General features: G+C 45.3%; 13 protein-coding genes and 1 riboswitch. Of the genes, 5 read left to right on the forward strand and 8 right to left on the reverse strand.

What is annotated here, in order from left to right:
- The first annotated feature begins 53 nt into the window (after positions 1-53).
- Positions 54-731, forward strand: coding sequence for a hypothetical protein (locus tag DWX23_RS21950; RefSeq protein ID WP_122376067.1), 678 nt, complete (start codon positions 54-56; stop codon positions 729-731).
- 11 nt (positions 732-742) lie between these two features.
- Here the strand turns inward: DWX23_RS21950 and cbiD are convergent, their stop codons facing one another.
- From cbiD to DWX23_RS21995, 8 genes are all read right to left on the reverse strand, one after another.
- Positions 743-2590 carry a cobalt-precorrin-5B (C(1))-methyltransferase CbiD gene (gene cbiD, locus DWX23_RS21955; RefSeq protein ID WP_122376068.1) on the reverse strand — a complete coding sequence of 616 codons (1848 nt, stop codon included), beginning with the start codon at positions 2588-2590 and terminating at the stop codon, positions 743-745.
- Positions 2591-2608: 18 nt separating this feature from the next.
- Positions 2609-4453, reverse strand: coding sequence for a precorrin-4 C(11)-methyltransferase (gene cobM, locus DWX23_RS21960; RefSeq protein ID WP_122376069.1), 1845 nt, complete (start codon positions 4451-4453; stop codon positions 2609-2611).
- A 7-nt stretch (positions 4454-4460) separates the two neighbouring features.
- Positions 4461-5669 carry a precorrin-6y C5,15-methyltransferase (decarboxylating) subunit CbiE gene (gene cbiE / locus DWX23_RS21965; protein WP_122376070.1) on the reverse strand — a complete coding sequence of 403 codons (1209 nt, stop codon included), beginning with the start codon at positions 5667-5669 and terminating at the stop codon, positions 4461-4463.
- Positions 5666-7078, reverse strand: a complete 1413-nt coding sequence (cobJ, locus tag DWX23_RS21970) for a precorrin-3B C(17)-methyltransferase (protein WP_122376096.1) — start codon at positions 7076-7078, stop codon at positions 5666-5668. Before cobJ ends, cbiE begins: the two co-directional genes overlap by 4 nt.
- Before the next feature lie 470 nt (positions 7079-7548).
- Positions 7549-8214 carry an AraC family transcriptional regulator gene (locus DWX23_RS21980; protein WP_233587737.1) on the reverse strand — a complete coding sequence of 222 codons (666 nt, stop codon included), beginning with the start codon at positions 8212-8214 and terminating at the stop codon, positions 7549-7551.
- Between the two features lie 553 nt (positions 8215-8767).
- Positions 8768-11125, reverse strand: a complete 2358-nt coding sequence (locus DWX23_RS21985) for a TonB-dependent siderophore receptor (protein ID WP_233587738.1) — start codon at positions 11123-11125, stop codon at positions 8768-8770.
- Entirely contained in the window at positions 11122-12603 is a 1482-nt protein-coding gene (locus tag DWX23_RS21990; RefSeq protein ID WP_122376073.1) for a PepSY domain-containing protein, read from the reverse strand. Before DWX23_RS21990 ends, DWX23_RS21985 begins: the two co-directional genes overlap by 4 nt.
- An 18-nt stretch (positions 12604-12621) precedes the next feature.
- The gene (locus DWX23_RS21995) at positions 12622-13536 is read right to left on the reverse strand and encodes a sirohydrochlorin cobaltochelatase (protein WP_122352853.1); all 915 of its coding nucleotides are present in this window, start codon (positions 13534-13536) and stop codon (positions 12622-12624) included.
- A 124-nt stretch (positions 13537-13660) separates the two neighbouring features.
- A riboswitch (cobalamin riboswitch) is annotated at positions 13661-13857 on the reverse strand.
- A gap of 140 nt (positions 13858-13997) precedes the next feature.
- Between DWX23_RS21995 and aspT the strand changes: the two genes are divergently transcribed.
- From aspT to icd, 4 genes are all read left to right on the forward strand, one after another.
- Positions 13998-15695, forward strand: coding sequence for an aspartate-alanine antiporter (gene aspT, locus DWX23_RS22000; protein WP_122376074.1), 1698 nt, complete (start codon positions 13998-14000; stop codon positions 15693-15695).
- A gap of 180 nt (positions 15696-15875) precedes the next feature.
- Positions 15876-17528 carry a bifunctional aspartate transaminase/aspartate 4-decarboxylase gene (locus DWX23_RS22005; RefSeq protein WP_122376075.1) on the forward strand — a complete coding sequence of 551 codons (1653 nt, stop codon included), beginning with the start codon at positions 15876-15878 and terminating at the stop codon, positions 17526-17528.
- A gap of 274 nt (positions 17529-17802) precedes the next feature.
- Positions 17803-20049, forward strand: coding sequence for an aconitate hydratase (locus DWX23_RS22010; protein WP_122376076.1), 2247 nt, complete (start codon positions 17803-17805; stop codon positions 20047-20049).
- Between the two features lie 12 nt (positions 20050-20061).
- A complete protein-coding gene (gene icd, locus DWX23_RS22015; RefSeq protein WP_122352642.1) occupies positions 20062-21321 on the forward strand; it encodes an NADP-dependent isocitrate dehydrogenase in 1260 nt (419 codons plus the stop codon).
- Positions 21322-21332 lie beyond the last annotated feature (11 nt).

A 21332-nucleotide genomic window follows, 5' to 3' on the forward strand; every position in this document is an offset into this window, starting at 1 on the left:
AAACTTTTTTCATTTCGTTTGTTATATAGAGGTAATTTAAAACATTAAACGTCATGAAAAAGTATTTCTTGTTTGCCTTTCTGGCCTCTGCATGGGCATTTACTTCCTGCGATAACGATGACGCTCCCGATATCGATGCGGATGTTCCCTTCTATCAGAATCTGGGTGTCGCTTACGACGTCACTAATAATACGACGCGTGTCGGAGCCAATTTCAATAAGTTGGATAGTGCCGGGATCAATATCAGGCTGAATGGTCCGGCTTCCATTACAATCAATGGTGAGACACCTGACTTCGATAATGTGGGTACTTATTTTTATACTGATTCATTCTCCGGATTGGATGATATGACTTTTGTCTTTACACGTGCGAAAGATAGTGTCTATACGAATGTGGCTTCCATAAACGATGTGAAACCGATCGCTATTCCCGAATCTTTTACTTCTGCCAAAACATCAGGTACGACTACGCTTACCTGGGAAGGTGATCCGGTAGGGGAGAATGAACTGGTAGAGGTACATGTAACTTACAGTGGAGGATCATACAGCGTATTTAACCGTACCGAAGGCAGTAAATCCATCAATATTAGTTTCAGTAATTCTTCTTTGCCCGCTAAAGGAACCTTGTCGCTCAGCCGTGCAAAAACTCATCCTTTGCAGGAGAGTAACGGAAATGCCGGAGGTCAGCTGAATGTTTCCTATATTCAGAGCAAGGAGATCTCGTTGGAATAAGGAAATGTATCCTATTTCCAAATCTCTCCTTCTTCTGTGATCAGGAGTATCAGTAACTTCCCTTGAGGGAGAAGTGGGGTGCAATGATCGTAACATTTTTTTAATAAAAGAGAGAAGAAGCGTGTTTGTTCTTCCGGAGGGAATAACTGCCAGAGTTCACGTGCCAGCGTGATCGTTTCGATCTGTTGGATGGAGGTGTCCGGGCAACCGGCCTCGCTGGCAGTTTCTTTCAGGAAGGTTTTGTTCATAACAACCTTCTTGCTGTGCGTGTCGAGGAATCCTTCAGCAAGTTTGACTGCTTTTCCGATCATGATTCCCATGACTACCTGAGGAAAGTTTAGTGTGGAGGCGATCTTTAAGGTCTCACCGATGAAATTTCCGTAATGGACAAATGCCTGCGGGGGAAGTTCGGGATATCGCGTTTTCAGGTAGCGTTCGCTTTTGGCACCTGAGTTTATGACTAATGTGGTACAACCGATTGCTTTGGCGACCTCTGACTCTTTACGGATAGATGCGATAAAGGCATCGGTAGAGAACGGACGTACAATGCCGGATGTTCCGATAATGGAGATACCGCCGACAATTCCCAGCTTCGGGTTAAATGTCTTGGCTGCTAACTCTTCACCTCCGGGGACGGAGATAGTGACCGTCAGTGCGCATGTTCCTGTTTCTGCCGGATTGTTATGATTGGAAATGGATTCCTTGTGCTCTTTCAGGACAGCAGTCAACTCTTCCGTTATCATCTTCCGGGGTGTCGCGTTGATTGCCGGGCCACCGATTTCAAGGCCTAATCCGGGCAATGTAACTGTCCCGACTCCCGGACCCGCGATAAAACGGATAGGAACAACAGACGGTTCTTCCGAAAAAGCAACTCTTGCAACGATCTTAGAGCCATTCGTTACATCCGGATCGTCTCCTGCATCTTTAATGACCGAACAAGTGGCACTGTCACCGTCCCATACGGTATCTGCAACAGGTAAAGTAATCATCTCGCCCGAAGGTAAAGTGATGGAGGATTGGGTTTGTTTCTCCTTATTGAGCAGTGCAATCAGTGCTGCTTTGGCAGCGGCTGTGGCACAGGCTCCGGTCGTGTAGCCATGATGTAAAGGAAAAAATTCCGGTAATAACCGTTCTATTTGTTTGCGTAATCCGTCCTCTCCGTAAACGATATAAAATGTTTCGGGAAGTACCGGACGTTTGACGACAAATACAGGGATGGAACGTTTACGGGCGGCAGCTACTTTTTCTATGAAATAACCGGTTTGCCCGCTTTCTTTTGTAATGATAGCGTCCGGCTGCAACCGGTCCATCATCTCGCCGGCATCGTCTTCATTCTGATAGAAAAGTAAATGGTCTATAGGAAATCCCTGTCCGGTGGCAATTGTGAGCGATTCTTCCCGTTTCAGGATACGGAACCAGGCAGGGTACTTTTCCCACCAAGGCCGGAGAGGAGCGATTGTGTTGACTCCGGTCAATGCCAGTAAGCGATGTATACCCTGTTCTTCCAATTTACGGATCGCATCAGTGTAATCGTCACACCAGATCAGATCTGTGTCACGTGGCGGATAACGCCGTTCGTAGCGGATAACCGGTATTTGGAGGGAAGAAGATACCTTTGCCACAGTCTGGTGTAGTGCCGTGGCAAAAGGATGGGCGGCATCGATCAGCAACCGGATGCCGTTTTCGCGGCAGAATGTTTCCATACTTGCCGTATCCATGCCTCCGGTCAGTCGGATGCCGTGCGCACATTCTATTTCCTGAAGCGATCCTTTGGTGGAATAGTAATAAGGTCCGCTTCCTTCATCAGCTATGCGCACACTGGCACGGCCTTCTGTTGTTCCTCCTAATATCAGTATCATCGTTCTTGCTGAAATGAATTATTTGCGAAACAAATGTTTGAACTCATCGGCATACAGCCGTGATAAACCTTCCCGATTATCGATCGCATCACCAACAACTAATAAGGTTGTTAATGTCAGATGATTATCTTTGACGATCTTAGCCAGGTCTTTCAATTCGCCCCGGTAAATACGTTCGTCTTTCCAGGTCAGTTTGTAGCAGGCGGCAACCGGTGTGGTAGGAGCGTAATGTTGGAGAAGTTCTTCCTGAACCTTGTCTGCAATCCCTGCGCTCAGGTAAATACACATCGTACTCTGGCTGGCAGCCAGTTTGTGTAACTGTTCTTTTTCGGGCATCGGCGTACGGCCTTCACCACGGGTAAGAATAATGGTCTGTACTTTTTCCGGAATGGTGAACTGCGACTGTAAAGCGGCAGCAGCTGCCTGGAAGGAAGATATTCCCGGGGTGATATGATAACTCATATTATATTGATCGAAGAAAGCCATCTGTTCCTGTATAGCTCCGTAGATACAAGGATCGCCGGTATGCAGGCGGACGATGAATTTGCCTTTGTCGTAGAACTCTTTCATCAGAAGGAATTGTTCTTCCAGATTCATATCTGCCGAACTGCGTACGGTAGCTCCCGGTTTGGCACAAAAAGTGAGTTCTTTCGGGACCAGACTGCCTGCATATAAGATCAGGTCCGCTTTCTCAAGCATCCGGCGGCCACGGATAGAGATCAGTTCCGGATCACCGGGACCGGCACCGACTATCTCGATATGGCCCTGCCGCTGAACGGATTTATCCATTGCCACGGCAAATGTATAATCGTTGTGTTCTCCCAGTCGTCCTTTCTGTTTTTCCAGCAACAAAAGGCCGCCTCCGGCACTTTGTATAGCGGCAGCTTCTGCAACACTCGACGATTGGGTCACCTCTTTCACTTTGGCAGATGGGTTGGGTACAGATAATTTGTCCAATGTATCTGCCGGATATGTTTTGAAAGGACGATTCATAATGCCGTATGACAATAGAGCAAGTATCACTTCGTCCTTTTTCAAGTCGATGGAAGAGATATCGGCAAGCGACTCAGGGCAGAGATTGTTATCGATCAGTGTCGAGATAATATGCTGGTGCATTTCCTTCGGATCGCCATTAAGCCCCTTCCGGCAACCGATACCTAGATGTAGCACTTTCGGGAAATAAGAGATCATCTTGATCTCGGCTTCATATATGAACGGCCCGACTGTGATCACCAACTCGAACTGGTCGAGCGGAATGTCGGAGAATTTATTGAATATTTGGACATGTTCGGGACGGCTTTGTTCGAGATACTCTGTGCCTTTATCGCGGATGTTCAGTAAGAGGGCGGTCGGCCTTTTATTGACGAATGCGGCAATACATGCGTTCATCGCATTCTCATTGTCTGTCAGATCATCGGCCACAACCGACCAATCGAATTTCTCCGCCAGCGTATCGAGTGCCCATAGTCCGGTATTATCGCTTTGGGTGGTAACAATGGCATTTCCTCCCAGTATTTGTGCCAGTTCTATGCTCAGTTCGTTTGCTCCGCCGATATGGCCGGATAAAACCGGAATAATGTATTTACCGGTGCTATCGATGCAAATCACAGCGGGATCGGTGTGTTTATCCATCACGTAAGGTGCGATACAACGTACACAGATGCCCATTGCCCCGATAAAGATAATAGCGTCCGATTGGAGGAACAGATCTCCAACAATGGAATCGATGGATTTCATCACCACTGTCTCTTCCTGCGATTCTTTGCTATATATCACCGCATTAGGATATTGCTTTTTTATTTGTCGTGCCAAAGGCAGGCTACTGACCGATACTACGACAATTGCTATAGATTTCTTATTCATCGTTTTCTTATTTTGCTTCTTTGAATGCCTTTAATATGGTGATCGGATTATAATCGCTCACACGTATATCCAACGGATCGTCCAATTTCAGTCCGGCTTCGTGGACTGCCTCTATAAACATTTTTTCGCTATCTTCGGATACAGAGTTGAAGACCAGTAAGCCGTCGGGTGCCAGATAACGGGCTACTTTGTGCACGATCTCTTTCAGTTTGCCGCCATGTCCTCCAATAAATACTGCATCGGGTGCGGGCAGGTCGGAGACATCTTCTTCCATAAAGTCACAGATATGTACATCGATACCCGGGGCTCCCAGCTTGGAACTGTTTTCCTCGATCAGTCTCCAGCATTCTTTGCGTATTTCAAATGCGTGGATATGCAGATGAGGATACTGGCGTTTGGCTTCGATGGATACGGAACCCGTACAGAAGCCGATATCCCAGAAATGATTACACATGGGGAGCATCAACATACTCATATCCAGTATTCGGATAGGCGCTTTTGTAATCATCCGTTCCCTTCCGTCGAGCAATTCGAACATTTTGTCGGGAATGCCCAGCGGGCGATAGGTGATATCGTTGTACATACGCTGGAGGATCACGCAGTTCGGACTATCGAAAGGATGTTCCTCTGCTTCAGACAAGATAAGCGAACGTGAGATACGTTGCTTTTCCGGGTTACCCAAATGTTCGCCGATATACATTTTATATTGTGTGAAGCCGTATTTCAGTAAACGTTTGGCAATCGCAGCCGGGGTATGTACATGATCGGTCAGGATGCCTATCTTGGCTCTGTTCTCTATCAATGCACGGTCCAGTTCATGCCAGGGGCGTCCGGTGAGGGAAACCATGATCATGTCGTCGTAAGATATTTTTAGCTCGTGTGAAAGCATCTGCAGTGAATTGAACGAGGGCAGGAGTGTTATCTCTGCGTCCGGCATCCGTTTGAGGATCGTCGAAGCGAATCCATAGAATAAAGGATCGCCCGAAGCAAATACAACGATCTTCTGGTGATATTCGTATTCGTCGAAAACTTTGTTGAGCGGTACTTTTATATCGATCCATACAGCTCCCTCAGGCAGGAAAGGCATAAGGATTTCGTGATGCCGCTTACCTCCCGAAAAGTAGGTATTACCGTTGATGATATCTACTATCTTTTTGTTCTTGCTGATATAACTGGGGTCATCGGGGATGCCGATAACGATAAATTGAGTTCTCATACGTCTCTTCCTGGTTTTAAATTAATAGCATCATTGTAACAAAGTATAGAATTTACCAATGTTGCGGCCAGGTTACTTCCGCCTTTCCGTCCTTCCACGATCAGTTTGGGAATAGAGGTAAACGGTTTTACCATATGTTTGGATTCCTGTACATGGACAAAGCCGACAGGTGCTGCGATAATTCCGGCAGGGGTTGCTTTTCCTTTGCGTATCAGATCGCATAGCTCCATCAAAGCAGTTGGTGCGTTACCGAAGACGAATAATGCATCCGGATGTTCGCCGACAGCTATCCTGATTCCGGCTTGTGTACGGGTAATTCCTTTCTCAGTAGCGAGAGCAACGGTCTTTTCGTCCTGCAGATAACATTTCACTTCGAGTCCCATGCGTTGCAAGGCTCCTTTGCGGATGCCGGATGCTGCCATTGTTACATCGGTGATAATGGTGCGGACTGCACCGCTGTTCAGCCTGTCGTATAGCGAAGCTACCGCATTATCGTCGATCCGCAATATGTTCTCCATATCGAAATCGGCTGTTGTATGGATGGCATGCAGTAACGCCCATTTCTTATCTAACGGAATATCTTTATTCTTCAGATCTTTCTCGATGGTACGGAAGCTGCGGATCATGATATCCTGTCCGATCCCGGTTTCAGCTTTACCCATTTTGATTTCGCCGTAATAACCACGCGGAGTGATCATCTTGTTGTCAAACCGATAAGTTTGTGAATTACCGATAAGGATAACAGTGAACATATCCACCTGTTCAGGATCGAAATCAGCCAAAGTCGTGATCGTAACTTCCTGTTCTTCGCGTCCTGCCTGGCGAACGAAGCCGACGGGTGTCTGTGGGTCGCGTTCCTGCAGGAAAAGTTCGATCAGGCGGTAAAGTTGCCAGTAGCGTCCTTCGCTTTTGGGATTGTAGATAGCTGTGATAAAGTCGGCCATTGAAGCCGCTTTGATCCGTTTCTCTATCAGTTCCCAGGGGGTCATCAGGTCGGAGAGAGAGAGCACACAGAAATCGTGTCCTACCGGAGCACCAAGCAGAGAGGCTGCTTTCTGGAATGCGCTGATACCAGGAAGAACCTCGATAGAGATGTTGCTCCCTTTTTCCCGTTGCATCTCGTAAATGAGCGGTGCCATTCCGTAAATACCGGCATCACCGGAACTGATAACCGTTACAACTTTGCCTTCGGCTGCATAATTATATGCTTCCTCAGCACGCGTTTTTTCCCGTTTCATCCCTGAGTCGATGCAGATTGCTCCGGGATGGATTATTTTCTCGATGAAGCGGAAATAATACTTATATCCTACGATTACATCTGATTGTCGGATAGCAGACAGTACTGCAGGTGTTATATCTGATTCACTGCCAGGGCCTATCCCGGCTACGATTATTTTACCTGTACCCATTTTAGCTTTGAGTTGTTGATTCTGATACTTTATATGATTAATCATACAGACACAAAGATAATCTATTTATTCTTATTTTCGGGCAGATTTGGTATTTCTATTATTACAACCGGAAGTTCAGCTCTCCATACTCTGTTCTTTTTGTGTTCAGAAAAGCGTTTTAAAGCCTTGCGTTTGAGGTGGAGATATTGTAGCCAGGAAATTACCCGTATCAATACAACAAGTAAAATCACCCCCGACAAAATATAACTGACTAAAGGAGTTGACATCTTCTCCTCAATAAGACAATTATCCCAACCCTTAATCTGGGATAATAACACATACATTTTGGTCATCATAATTTAAAGAATCTGTATTTAGATATACAAAGGTAAAGTGTGTAAAAGGAGAGAGGTGTATACAATGTCACATATAAAATATATAATCTGATATAAAAGTGGAAATACTGATCGAAAAGGAATAATAATCTCTTATCGATTTAATTTTTTTCTTAATTCTTCGGGAGTAACTCCGAATTGCGTCTTACAGAATTTGTAGAAATGTGAGTGCGAACTGAAGTCGAACTCATCTATTATGCTCTTGAAATCCTCCTCTTTTGTTGTCAGGCATTTTAAGATACGTTTTGCTTTTTCATTCAGTAGCCATTGATATGCGGGAATACCGAATGTCTCTTTGAATTTGATCCGGAAAGTATTCACTCCGTATCCCATCAAGTTGGCTAATTCTTTTACATTCTTTACTTTCATATAATTTGCTGCAACATGTCTCTCGAAGTCTGTGGTATGGTTGACCAGCAAATAGAAAAAATTACCTAGTTCTTCTTTTGTGTATATTCTTTTAAGAAGATAGAACATTTCATCTCTTTTGGAGGCGTACAGTTTATAGTCCAGGTAATTATTCTCTTGATACTGAATGAGGAGTTTCAAGAAACTGTATAAAGGTTCGATTATCTTCAATTCGATCCATTCGAATGTCGATTCAGGCAGCAGGTCATATTTGGCCTGGAAACTCAAAAGCTCGTCGATAGTCAGGCTATCGAAGGTAAAAAGCAGGACTTTTGAGCATGGGGCAATCTCATAGGTACAATTATCGAACATTTTAAGAAATAACATATAAGGTTCTTCAATAAACTTCATTTTGATATGTGGAGAGTTTATTTTCAGAGACCCGCCCAGAATGAAAATAATCATATTATTGTATATGCAAGATTTTGTTAGTTTTGTTCCTTCAGGTTTATTAAAGAGATCAAAACCGGCATGCAGTATTTGGTTATTTGATACTTCGGAAGAAGTATTGTTGATCGTACTTTTCATCTTTTGGCCTAGATTTAGTTATTATTTCTATCGCTTATGAATGTAGATGCAAAAAAAGTACAATGTTACAGTTCCGCATATATACAAAATGTCATTTTATGTGCATAAATTAATATAAATAAAAATACAAGTGAATGAGATAAATAATTAGTTGATAACAGATAAAATATCTATTGTTATTGCTCCATTAATATTATAGTATAAGGATATTAGTATTCTGAAATAGAAGCTTTGAGTTAATCACACTTGGACTTTGAACTGCAAAGATATATAAAGTATTGATTATTTGAATAAAAAACGGTCGTTTCCCTATATTAAGAGAAGCGACCGTTCTTATATAATACTGTGCTGTATGCAAGCACAGGGTAACGGGATCTTATCTGAAATTGTAAGAGATAGTAGCCATAAAATTGCAAGGTTTACCTAAAACGGTACTCTTTACAAAGTATTCTTTATTAAAGAGATTGTTTACGTTTACAGCCAGGTTGATTGACTTTTTAATGGTATAGTAAATACCTGCATCAACGATGTAGCAGGATGGAATATATGAGTTATCGGCAATATTCTGGTAGATACGGTCTGTAAATGTTCCGCTCAGGTGGAATGACAGATCTTTCAACGCACCTTTAGGGATTGTGTAGTCTGCATAAGTATAGAAGGTAACGCGCGGAACTCCTGTGCTGCGTTGTCCGGTTGTTTCACTGAAATTAAACCAATCCGCATTCGTGTCTATATTTTTGAGAAAACTACTCATCAGACGATAGTCAGACCATCCGCATCCGCCTACGATTTGCAGGTTAGCGACAGGACGTAATGTAAGATCGATGTCAAAACCCTTGGTGTCTGCACGACCGATTTGTGCCTGAACATTTTTATCTACAGCAGCTTCATTTTCTTCAGTAGACATTTTACCGATTGTCTTGACGACATTATGTTTACGAATGTAATAAATACTGGCATTCACTTCCAATAACTGGTTCAATTCATAACGGGCTCCCACTTCATACTGATTACCTCTTTCCGGTTTGAAGACTTCTCCTCCGGTTTCATCAGGATTGAAGAGTTTTCCATCGGCTCCCATATATAGTATATTTTTATCATAAAATGTTTTATTCGGTTTGAAATAGGAAGCTGCGGAAGCATAGATAGAAACTGCCGGAATCGGCAGATAGACGATGCCGCCACGATAGGTAAAAGCAGCAGTACTAACTTTATTCCAGTCTGTACGATTCTCTTTTTCGTAATGTTGACGTCCGTCATCGATCAATGCTGAGGCGCTCTTATATTTGTAAATGTCAAGACGTCCGCCCAACATCCCTTTCCAGTGATCGTTGATCTCGAAGACATCATGCAGATAGATACCATTGGTGATATATTTGGCAATACTAGCTTTAGAGACTTTACTATCCCACCAGTCACGTACAATATGAGGGTTATCAACCGGAAGTATCTGATTTTTGCCTGGTCCCCAAACATCATCGCTGTTATATCCTGTATAATTGGTATAATCGAAATAGGTATAGTTCCATCCCAATGTATAATTGTTGGTGATGAAGCCTGTTTCGATTTTTCCTGTTAGTTCGGTGGTATTTGTGATGGAATAATTATCCGGATTAAAACATAACGGGTCTCCTGATCGTAGCGAATCGAGATTTACATATGTTTTTTTCCCTTTTCTATCGAAATAATACAAATCATAAATAGGGTCTGAACTGCTGACATATGACATTCCTTCTACACAACAGTAATCCAAATTGCTGTGTCCGTAGGATAGAGTTTCACGGAATTTCATCCAGTCAGTTAACGGTTGGGTATATTGCATACGTACATCCATGTTACGGCGGTGCATCTTATTGTTTGCAAAGTCGTTGTACACGGTATGGGGATCGGCTGTGGGGTGCAGTGCTCCGCTAGGTAGATAAAGTTTGTCATCGGATGCATAAAATATATCTCCCGGCATTGTCGGCGCCGCACCTATCTCCGTGGTATAATGGTCGTCATTGAAACTGATATTTCCTTCGAAATAGCCTTTTCCTATTTCTGCTCCCAGGGCGAAGAGGCCGGAGAAACGATCAGCATTCACATCGCGGTAACCATCGCCTGTACCATAATGAATATTTGCACGGTAATTGACCGGACCGATCAGTTTGCCACCGAAACCGACTGTTGCTTCTTTCTGGTTCCAGCTACCGTAGCTGATACTGGCATTTGCCGAGAAATCGGCAGATGCCTTTTTCGTTATGATATTGATAACGCCACCCATGACCGAGTGTCCGCTCAGGATAGAAGCCGGACCTTTGATTACTTCTATCGATTCGACAAAAGAAAGATCGCCGAACGGCATTGTGTTTAACAGTGTACGCTCGTCACGGATTCCGTCGATAGCGAATACGGCGTCCGACGTACCACGAATGCTGTACCGCTGGAAAGCACCCAGCTGGTTGCTGCTCAATGTAACCCCCGGCAGGAAACGTACGGCATCTTCCATATTCAGGATATGCTTTCTTTCCAGCGTCTTGCTGTCCAGGCGGGTAACAGTGATAGGAAGGAACTTCAGTGGAACATCCATGTTCAGCAATTGGACCGGTTGTTCCCGTAATGGCGTTGCCTGTTTCTTTTTAGCTGTAATTTCAACATTGCCGACGGTAAAGATCGAGTCGGTGATACTTCTCTGTCCGAACATGAATGACGGACAAGCGATAACCATTGATAAGAGTAAAATTTGCTTTCTCATACTTTTTGTTTAAAAAATCTATTTGCCTTTCTGATAATCCATTTGATCGATAATACGACCCCGGTCAATGACAGGAATGTCCCGCCGAGTAGTAAAGTGTACATAACGATATTCCAGAGTACCGGACGGTCGGTAAGGAATTTGATGTTGAGACTGTGAAGACCGCTGTAAAGTAAACGGCGTAACCGGCCGTCATCGTCTACCCGTCGCTGCATCAGCGTTTCCGGCTGATAGTAATGGCGTGTATGCATTTCATCGTCGACGATGATACGGTAGACCGGCAACTGCGTACGATCTTTTTTGCGTCCGTAATAATCCTGGTCGTATTCTGTAAGTAAATCTAATTTATAGGGGATGCTGTCTCCATACATTTTAACCGCCTCTTTCCGTACCATATCTTCGGTCAGGAGGAAAACCCGGATTGCTGTTGTATCGGTCGCATCGATATTGATTGTTTGCGAATCGGTGGTAAGCCTGTAGTAAGGATACTTTTGCCAGGTTGCCCATTCGATGCTTTTTACACTGTCGACCGCCTCCAGTACTTTCCGGTAATCCAGATGATAGGCAGAGGCGACAAAACGTCCTTCCGATCCGCCCCACGGGATGCGGCGTGACATATCCTGCTTTTCTTTCGGAGCTTTTTTCATCCAGTCGGGAATATCCATTAACGACATCATTCCGCTGAAAGCGAATGTAATGGTGAAAATGCCGAAGATCAATCCACTGACATAATGCCATTTGAACCATCTTTTCCTGTAAGGGGAAAATAACTTCTTATGGCGGTTGCGCCAGGCCAGTTGTATGGAAAGGATCAATCCTGCCAGGCACATGATACAACCGATGCCGGAACTCCATTTCACGAAGTTGATCCAGGCAACCTGATTCTGGCGGAGCGATGTGAAGTAAACCCAGTGGGGAATGGCTCCGAGCCACGCCCATAAGCGCTGGTCTTTGTCGGTGAATTGCAGGACGCGCCCTGTTTTTGAAGAAATATAGAGTTCATGGCGGCCATCATCCGCAAATGTATATTTATAGATGGGGAACTCTTCGCGCAACCGTCCGAAAGGAATCCATTGATCCAGCTTATACATCGAATCCACACGCAGGATCGGAGATGAGCACCATTGTGCTGCAGTCCGCTCGATAGTTTCGTCATTTATTGCTTCGACTGGTTGCAGAGAGTCTGCATAGAGTGTTTCGGGCGTATTCTTTCCCCGAAAATGAACCACAGGCCGGTCAAAATACATTTCCATGGAGAGTGAACGGACCTGTGCTGAATCGGGAAGAACGGACAGAAGAGTTTCCATATCCGGCAAATTTCCGTCGATAACCTGTTGCCTTTCTAATTTATCCTGTTGTGATGCTCTGGGAAATGAATGATAGATCATTACTATACCTGAAAGAAACCACATCAGAAATAAGATACTCAGAAGTAATCCGAGTATCTTATGTGTAAGTTTTAGTATTTTTCTGAACATTTAGTTTTGTGCTTGAACTTAGTCCTTTTCAGCAGCGTATTGTTTTTTCTTTTCAGTGATATTGACCATTTTATGTTTGGCCGCAAACCTGGCATGATCGATGAATAGTTTCTGGATATCCGGATTTTGTCCTAATCCTTGCATAAAGACAGACACCTGGTAACCTTTGCTTTCCAGTTCCTGCTTCATATCGCCTGCTATATCGTTGTTGGCATGGTCGCCTGCTACAAACATAAAAGGCATCAGCAGTACTTTCTTTACACCGCTGGCATCCAGTTTGGCTACCATATCATCGAAAGAAGGATAGCCTTCTACGGTGGTTACATGGTAATCGGTATATCCTTTGGATTGCAGCATATAATCCATCATGGCGTACTGTGCCGTGGCTGGTGTATACGTTCCGTGTCCGACAAGAACCGTCGCGCCTTCTTTGGCTCCGTTCTTTGCTACGGCTGCTATCACATCTTCAAAGTCATGCGGTGTATAAAGCAGCGGGTTGCCGATACGTACCTCTTTGAAATTCTTTTCCAGCGGTGCAATGTCTTTGCGAAGCGATTCCATTTCCACCCCTTCGATAATGTTGGTAGACTGGATGAGGATATGAGTATATCCGTCTGCTTTCAGTTTTTCCAGCGCTTCGACCGGATTCAGTTTTTCGATACCGCGGGCTTTCAGGCGGCGTGCTACGATGCGGGAAGTGTAGGCTTCGCGTACTTCCATGTCTTTGAAGGCTTCTTGCGCTTTCCGGTTGATCGCGTCGATGGTGAGAGCACGGGTGTCGTCATACGTGGTACCGAAATGTACCATTAATAAGGCGGCTTTGTCACCCGGTTGCATGGAGGCCAGCATGTCGGATGCCTTGAAGTTCTCGCCGTCATGTGCCCAGCACATAGGTGCGAGCATACAAGCAATAAGTAATAGTAAATGTTTCATATAATGTAAATTAAAAGGTAACGAACGAATACGACAAGCCACAATACCGGCTGTCGGTAAACATTTTCTTTTATCAAAAAGAGATTGTCCGTATGTTTTATCATTCTCCTGACCCCGGGGGAATACGATATAAATAAACCTTGGCAGGTTTCCTGACTTGCCCGGAAAGCGACCTTCCCATCCTTGTATCGGACAGTGGTGTAAGAATGCTTTCCTTATTATCGGGCTTCACAGTAGCGGGCACTGTTCCGGATTCAAACCGGATTCCCTTTTATACGATTAACGGAATGTTATCGTATCACCAAAGCGGGGACAAAGATAGAAAATTATTTAAAATAAGATGGATTTTATATTCTCTTAATTGAATCGGCCGGAACAACTTCCTTGTGGATACTGTTCCATTTACCACAATAAAACCGGACATATCGTATGTCTTAATATTAACGCCAAACAATTAATATATGGAGTGGTTTGCAGATTTACTCAAACATTATCCGGAACTGGCCATTTTTCTTACACTGGCATTGGGCTTCTGGATCGGTAAATTTAAAATAGGGAAGTTTTCTTTGGGGACAGTTACCAGTGTTCTACTGGTCGGAGTATTGATCGGACAATTGCATATAGAGATCGGTGCACCAATTAAATCGGTATTCTTTCTTTTGTTCCTGTTTGCTGTCGGCTACAGCGTAGGACCGCAGTTCTTTCGGGGACTGAAGAAGGAAGGGCTTCCGCAGATGCTTTTTGCAGCATTGATGTGCCTGTTCTGTTTGTTCATTCCTTTCATTCTTGCCAAACTGATGGGATATAATGCGGGCGAAGCTGCCGGGTTACTGGCCGGTTCACAGACTATTTCGGCCGTATTGGGAGTAGCGGAAGATACGATCAATCAGGGAAGCCTGAGCGATGCCGATAAAACGGCTATGATCAACGTGATGCCGGTGGCTTATGCCGTGTCGTATATTTTCGGTACGGCGGGTTCTGCCTGGATCATGAGTGACGTGGCTCCCCGTCTGCTGGGTGGACTGGCATCCGTGAAAAAGGCTTGTAAAGAACTGGAGGCCAGGATGGGAAATGATGACGAAAGTGAGCAGCCCGGATTTATGCCTGCAGCACGTCCTATCACTTTCCGGGCTTATAAGATAAGCAATGACTGGTTCGGTGCCGGAAAGACCGTACAGGAACTGGAGGATTATCTGGAAGGTCAGGGGCGCCGCCTGTTTGTGGAGCGTGTCCGTATCAATAATGTTATTTATGATGTGAAGCCGGACCTGATGCTCCAGAAAGGAAATGAAGTTGTCTTGAGCGGACGGCGTGAGTTTGTGATCGGTGAGGAAGACTGGATAGGGGATGAAGTGAATGATATCGATTTGCTGGATTTTCCTGCAGAGACATTACCTGTATTGATCTCCCGCAAGAAGTTTGCAGGCATGACGGTGGCACAACTCCGCAAGGAAAAGGTGATGCATGGTGTCAGTATCAAGAGTATCAAACGTGCCGGGATCAGTATTCCGGTATTGGCTGCGACCCGGATCGATCCGGGCGATATGCTCGAACTGGTCGGGACAAAGCTGGAAGTGAATGAGGCGGCTGCTACTTTGGGATATGCCGATCGACCTACGAACCAGACGGATATGATCTTTGTCGGGTTGGGTATCTTTATCGGTGGTATAATCGGTTCGCTGGCTATCCACTTCGGGGATATTCCTGTCAGCCTGAGTACGAGTGGCGGGGCGTTGATTGCCGGGTTGGTATTCGGATGGCTTCGCTCCAAACATCCGACATTCGGACGCATTCCGGAGCCTTCACTTTGGGTGTTGAATAATGTCGGACTGAATATGTTCATTGCCGTGGTCGGGATTACGGCAGGTCCGAGTTTTGTGACCGGGTTTAAGGAAGTAGGGGTGAGCCTGTTTGTTATCGGCGCTTTGGCAACGACTATCCCGTTGATTGCCGGTGTCCTTATGGGACGTTATCTCTTTAAATTCCATCCGGCCATCACTCTTGGCTGTACTTCCGGTGCACGAACGACAACTGCCGCCCTCGGTGCCGTGGAAGATGCGGTGGAGAGCCAGACACCGGCATTAGGTTATACTGTTACCTATGCGGTAGGTAATACTCTTTTAATTATCTGGGGAGTAGTAATCGTGTTGTTGATGTAGGGATAACGGGCCAGTGCCATTACTATGGCAAGACTCTGCCATGCCTTTGGCACAACTCTGCCACTACTATGGCATAACTCTGCCACTAGAGTGGCACTGGCTTCGGCTTAGGAGAGAACATACTCTTTTCATAAGAGTAAATCTGGTAAAAACAAGCATTAATTATACATTATATATAATATGGAAGATAAAAAGAAAATCGTAGTTACCCGTGAATACGAAAAGAAGATGTCGGAGATCAGTCCATTCGAATTAAAAGATATCCTGATCGACCTGGCCGATGAAAGTGCACGTAAAAGCACACACATCATGTTGAATGCCGGACGCGGCAACCCGAACTGGATCGCCACCACACCCCGCGAAGCCTTTTTCCTGCTTGGCCAGTTCGGTTTGGAAGAATGCCGCCGGGGGACTAAGCTGGAAGATGGAATGGTCGGCCTTGCCGGTGTTCCCCAGAAACCGAGTATTGCCTATCGTTTCCGGGAGTTCCTCGATAAGCACGAGGGAACGCCGGGTTCCAAGCTTTTACGCGATACTTATAATTATATGGTACGTGAAAAAGGTATCGATGAAAATGATCTCGTCCATGAATGGGCGGAAGGTGTAATAGGTGATCAGTATCCGATCCCCGACCGTATCTTGAAATATACGGAAGTCCTAGTCCGTGACTATCTGGATCAGGCTCTTTGCAACAACCTTCCCCCTGAAGGGAAATTCGACCTGTTTGCTACTGAAGGCGGAACGGCAGCCATGTGTTACATTTTTGATTCCCTGCAACAGAACTTCCTGTTGAATAAAGGAGATAAGATCGTCTTGTTCGCCCCGGTCTTTACACCGTATATCGAAATACCCGAACAGGCACGTTACCTGTTTGATGTAACAGAGATACATGCATTGAAAATGACGGGTGACGGCTATCATACCTGGCAGTATCAGGAAAAGGACCTGGATATATTGAAAGATAAATCGGTTAAGGCTGCCTTTATCGTCAATCCGAGTAACCCGCCTTCTTACGCACTGACACACGGACTGACGGAACGTCTGGTCGATATCGTAACCAATTACAATCCCGACCTGATGATCATTACCGATGATGTGTATGCCACTTATGTTCCCGGTTTCCGTTCCCTGATGGCGGAATTGCCGGACAACACCTTGTGTGTCTATTCTTTCTCCAAATACTTCGGAGCCACAGGCTGGCGTCTGGCTGTAGTCTCTTTACACGAAAAGAATATTTACGACCGGATGATCACTGAATTACCGGACGATAAGAAAGCAGCACTGACAAAACGTTACAGCAGCATCATGCTCGACCCGTCGAAGATGAAGTTCATCGACCGTATGGTTGCCGACAGCCGCCAGGTTGCACTTAATCATACAGCCGGTCTTTCCCTGCCGCAACAGACACAGATGGCTTTGTTTGCTTCCTTCTCTATCCTGGATACCGAGAATCTGTATCAGTCGCGAATGGTGGAAATTATCCATGAACGCCTGCATACGCTTTGGGAAAGTACAGGCTTTACTTTGCTGGATGATCCTCTTCGTGCCGGTTATTACAGTGAGATAGATATGGAGGTCTGGGCAAAGAAGTTCTACGGAGATGAATTTGTAGAATATCTGAAAGCCAATTACGAACCGGTCGATGTCGTATTCCGGCTGGCACAGGAAACTGCGCTCGTCCTCTTGAACGGAGGTGGCTTCGATGCTCCCGAATGGTCGATCCGCGCTTCGCTGGCAAACCTGAAACAGGGTGATTATGTACGGATCGGAGAAGGGATTGCTTCTATTTTGCACAGTTATGCCGACAGGTGGAAGGAATCTAAAAAACAATAAACATACATATTCGTTAATATCTATTGAACAAAATAAGTTCGCCGCGCGTTTTATAAATGAACGTAAGGCGAACTTTTTATTTGTATAGATATCCTCTATGGTCTCATAGACATTATTGAATAAAAGGTGTTTTATTTATATATACATTTGTTAATGAGAAAATAGAATTGCAAAACGATAGCTGTCATCTATATTACATTCTTTATGGCAATGAATCGTTTTATTTGCATACAAACAAGCATTCTGATAAACAAACAACTAATAGGATTATAATATGGTGTACGACATTGAAATGCTGAGAAGCTTTTATTCCAATTTCCCGAAACGGGTAGATGCGGCCCGCGAAAAGATCGGTCGTCCGATGACTTTGGCCGAGAAAATCTTATATGCTCATTTATATGATGAAGAAGCACTCCGCTTGTTCAGGCGCGGAGATGATTATGTGAACTTCCGTCCCGACCGTGTGGCGATGCAGGATGCGACAGCGCAGATGGCATTGTTGCAGTTTATGAATGCTGGAAAAGACAAATCGGCTGTTCCTGCTACCGTTCATTGCGACCATCTGATCCAGGCAAATATCGGGGCGAAAGCGGATATTGAAACAGCGACCAAGGGGAACAGCGAAGTATATGATTTCCTTAAATCCGTATCCGATAAGTTCGGAATCGGTTTCTGGAAGCCCGGAGCTGGCATTATTCACCAGGTTGTGCTGGAAAATTATGCATTCCCCGGCGGAATGATGGTGGGGACAGATTCCCATACGCCGAATGCCGGAGGTTTGGGAATGGTTGCCATTGGTGTCGGTGGCGCTGATGCGGTCGATGTAATGACCGGTATGGAATGGGAACTGAAGATGCCGAAACTGATCGGTGTTAAACTGACCGGACGTCTGAATGGCTGGGCTTCTCCAAAAGATGTCATCTTGAAATTGGCAGGAATTCTGACAGTGAAAGGCGGGACGAATGCCATTATCGAATATTTCGGTGAAGGTGCTTCCTCTATTTCCGCTACGGGAAAAGCGACGATCTGTAACATGGGGGCCGAAGTCGGAGCAACTACTTCATTATTCCCCTACGACCTGAATATGGCTACTTATCTGCGTGCCACCGGACGTGATACGGTTGCCGCCTGGGCCGACGCTATTCAGGATTATCTGGAAGCCGATATGGAAGTGAGGGCACAGCCGGATGAATATTACGACCGTGTAATCGTGATCGACCTATCGGAACTGGAACCGCATATCAACGGTCCGTTCACTCCGGATGCAGCGACACCTATCTCTGAATTTGCTGCTAAAGTGAAGGCTAACGGTTATCCGCGTAAGATGGAAGTCGGTCTGATCGGTTCGTGTACCAACTCTTCTTACCAGGACTTGAGCCGTGCTGTCTCCATTGCCCGTCAGGCTTTTGAAGATAAGATTCCTGTCGCTTCTCCGTTGATTATCAATCCGGGTTCGGAACAGATCCGTTACACAGCCGAACGTGACGGTATTATCGGTGACTTTGAAAAGATCGGTGCAACGATCATGGCAAATGCTTGTGGCCCGTGTATCGGACAGTGGAAACGTCATACCGACGATAACACCCGAAAGAATTCTATTGTAACCTCCTTTAACCGTAATTTCGCCAAACGTGCAGATGGAAATCCGAACACACATGCTTTTGTCGCTTCTCCGGAACTGACACTTGCCTTGACAATTGCAGGAGACCTTTGCTTTAATCCGCTGACAGATACATTGAAGACCGAAGACGGTCGTGAAGTTAAACTCCGTGAACCGCAGGGTACGGATTTTCCACCTGATGGTTTCGATGTCAAAGACAACGGTTATCTGGCTCCGACCGGAAAGAATGTGGAAGTAAATATCAATCCCGAATCAAATCGTTTGCAGGTCTTGCAGCCTTTTGCCCCGTGGGACGGAAATGACCTGTTGGAAATGCCGCTTTTGATAAAAGCGTCCGGTAAATGTACGACAGACCATATTTCGATGGCCGGTCCGTGGCTGCGTTTCCGTGGTCATCTGGAAAATATTTCCGATAATATGCTGATGGGAGCAGTGAATGCTTTCAACGGCCAGACGAATGCAGTGTTGAATCAGTTGAATAATGAATATGAGGCTGTTTCTGCTGTTGCCAAACAGTATAAGGCGAAAGGTATTTCGTCCATTGTGGTTGCTGAGGAAAACTATGGTGAAGGTTCATCCCGCGAACATGCGGCAATGGAACCCCGCTTCCTGAATGTGAAGGTGATCCTTGCCAAGAGTTTTGCCCGTATCCATGAGACGAACCTGAAAAAACAGGGCATGCTGGCCCTGACCTTTGTAAATAAGGAAGACTATGATAAGATCCGCGAAAACGATCATATCTCTATCGTCGGTCTGAAAGACTTTGCGCCGGGTAAACCTTTGGCAGCTATCTTGTATCATGCGGACGGCACACAGGAGTCATTCCCCGTAAATCATACGTACAATGATTTACAGATCAAATGGTTCAAAGCCGGGTCGGCATTGAATGTAGCACATTAATAAACTATCACAATGAATAAAATAACAAAACAAAACGGCCGCCTGATTGTCCCGGACAAGGTGGTTATTCCTTATATAGAAGGTGACGGTGTAGGAGCAGAGATCACCCCGGTCAGTCAGAAGATTGTCAATGCCGCTATTGAAAAAGCATACGGTGGTAAACGCTCCATAGAATGGAAAGAAGTCCTGGCTGGTGAAAAAGCATTTAATAAAACAGGCAGCTGGTTACCAGAAGAAACAATGGATGCCTTCCGCGAATATATGGTCGGTATAAAAGGACCGCTGACTACTCCGATCGGTGGCGGTATCCGTTCCCTGAATGTCGCTTTGCGCCAGACACTCGACCTGTATGTCTGCCTGCGCCCTGTCCGTTGGTTCAAAGGGGTTGTTTCTCCGGTAAAAGAGCCGCAGAAAGTGGATATGTACATCTTCCGTGAAAATACGGAAGATATTTATGCCGGTATCGAATGGCAGCAGGGAACGCCGGAAGCTGCTAAATTCCTGAAGTTCCTGACGGAAGAAATGGGAGTGACGAAAGTCCGCTTCCCGGAAACGTCTTCGTTCGGTGTGAAGCCTGTCTCTGTAGAAGGAACCGAACGCCTGGTACGTGCCGCTATCGAATTTGCTCTGACGAATAAATTACCGAGCGTAACGCTGGTGCATAAAGGTAATATCATGAAATTTACCGAAGGTGGTTTCAAGCTCTGGGGATATGCTCTTGCAGAACGCGAGTTCGGAGATAAGACATTCACCTGGCCGCAATATGAAAAGATCAAAAAGGAAAAAGGCGAAGCTGAAGCCGTTAAAGCGATGTTTGAAGCGACTGCTGCCGGAAAAGTGATCATCAAGGATGTGATAGCAGATGCTTTCCTGCAAAACACCCTGTTGATTCCCGAAGAGTATTCGGTTATCGCAACTCTGAATCTGAATGGCGATTATATATCGGACCAGTTAGCAGCGATGGTTGGCGGCATAGGCATTGCACCGGGTGCCAATATTAACTACGACAGTGGTTATGCTATTTTTGAAGCAACCCACGGTACGGCTCCCAATATTGCCGGAAAGAATATCGTGAATCCGTCATCCCTCTTGCTCTCATCCGTGATGATGCTTGAATATATGGGCTGGGATAAAGCGGCCGGACTGATCACTGCTGCTATGGAAGAAGCATTCTCAAAAGGAGAAGCAACGAATGACCTGGCACGCTTTATGCCGGAAGGAAAAACTCTTGGCACCAAGGAATTTGGTGATTGTATCATATCTTTATTGTAACCTCGTAAAAA

The organism is Parabacteroides sp. AF18-52 (assembly GCF_003479145.1).
Lineage (GTDB): Bacteria > Bacteroidota > Bacteroidia > Bacteroidales > Tannerellaceae > Parabacteroides > Parabacteroides faecis.

Excerpts from the sequence above, each read along its gene's own strand:
- aspT (WP_122376074.1), top strand. The coding sequence starts at position 13,998 with ATGGAGTGGTTTGCAGATTTACTCAAACATTATCCGGAACTGGCCATT.
- DWX23_RS22005 (WP_122376075.1), top strand. The coding sequence starts at position 15,876 with ATGGAAGATAAAAAGAAAATCGTAGTTACCCGTGAATACGAAAAGAAG.
- DWX23_RS21995 (WP_122352853.1), bottom strand. The coding sequence starts at position 13,536 with ATGAAACATTTACTATTACTTATTGCTTGTATGCTCGCACCTATGTGC.
- DWX23_RS21985 (WP_233587738.1), bottom strand. The coding sequence starts at position 11,125 with ATGAGAAAGCAAATTTTACTCTTATCAATGGTTATCGCTTGTCCGTCA.
- cbiD (WP_122376068.1), bottom strand. The coding sequence starts at position 2,590 with ATGATACTGATATTAGGAGGAACAACAGAAGGCCGTGCCAGTGTGCGC.
- DWX23_RS21980 (WP_233587737.1), bottom strand. The coding sequence starts at position 8,214 with ATGAAGTTTATTGAAGAACCTTATATGTTATTTCTTAAAATGTTCGAT.
- DWX23_RS22010 (WP_122376076.1), top strand. The coding sequence starts at position 17,803 with ATGGTGTACGACATTGAAATGCTGAGAAGCTTTTATTCCAATTTCCCG.
- cbiE (WP_122376070.1), bottom strand. The coding sequence starts at position 5,669 with ATGAGAACTCAATTTATCGTTATCGGCATCCCCGATGACCCCAGTTAT.
- icd (WP_122352642.1), top strand. The coding sequence starts at position 20,062 with ATGAATAAAATAACAAAACAAAACGGCCGCCTGATTGTCCCGGACAAG.
- DWX23_RS21990 (WP_122376073.1), bottom strand. The coding sequence starts at position 12,603 with ATGTTCAGAAAAATACTAAAACTTACACATAAGATACTCGGATTACTT.
- cobJ (WP_122376096.1), bottom strand. The coding sequence starts at position 7,078 with ATGGGTACAGGTAAAATAATCGTAGCCGGGATAGGCCCTGGCAGTGAA.
- DWX23_RS21950 (WP_122376067.1), top strand. The coding sequence starts at position 54 with ATGAAAAAGTATTTCTTGTTTGCCTTTCTGGCCTCTGCATGGGCATTT.
- cobM (WP_122376069.1), bottom strand. The coding sequence starts at position 4,453 with ATGAATAAGAAATCTATAGCAATTGTCGTAGTATCGGTCAGTAGCCTG.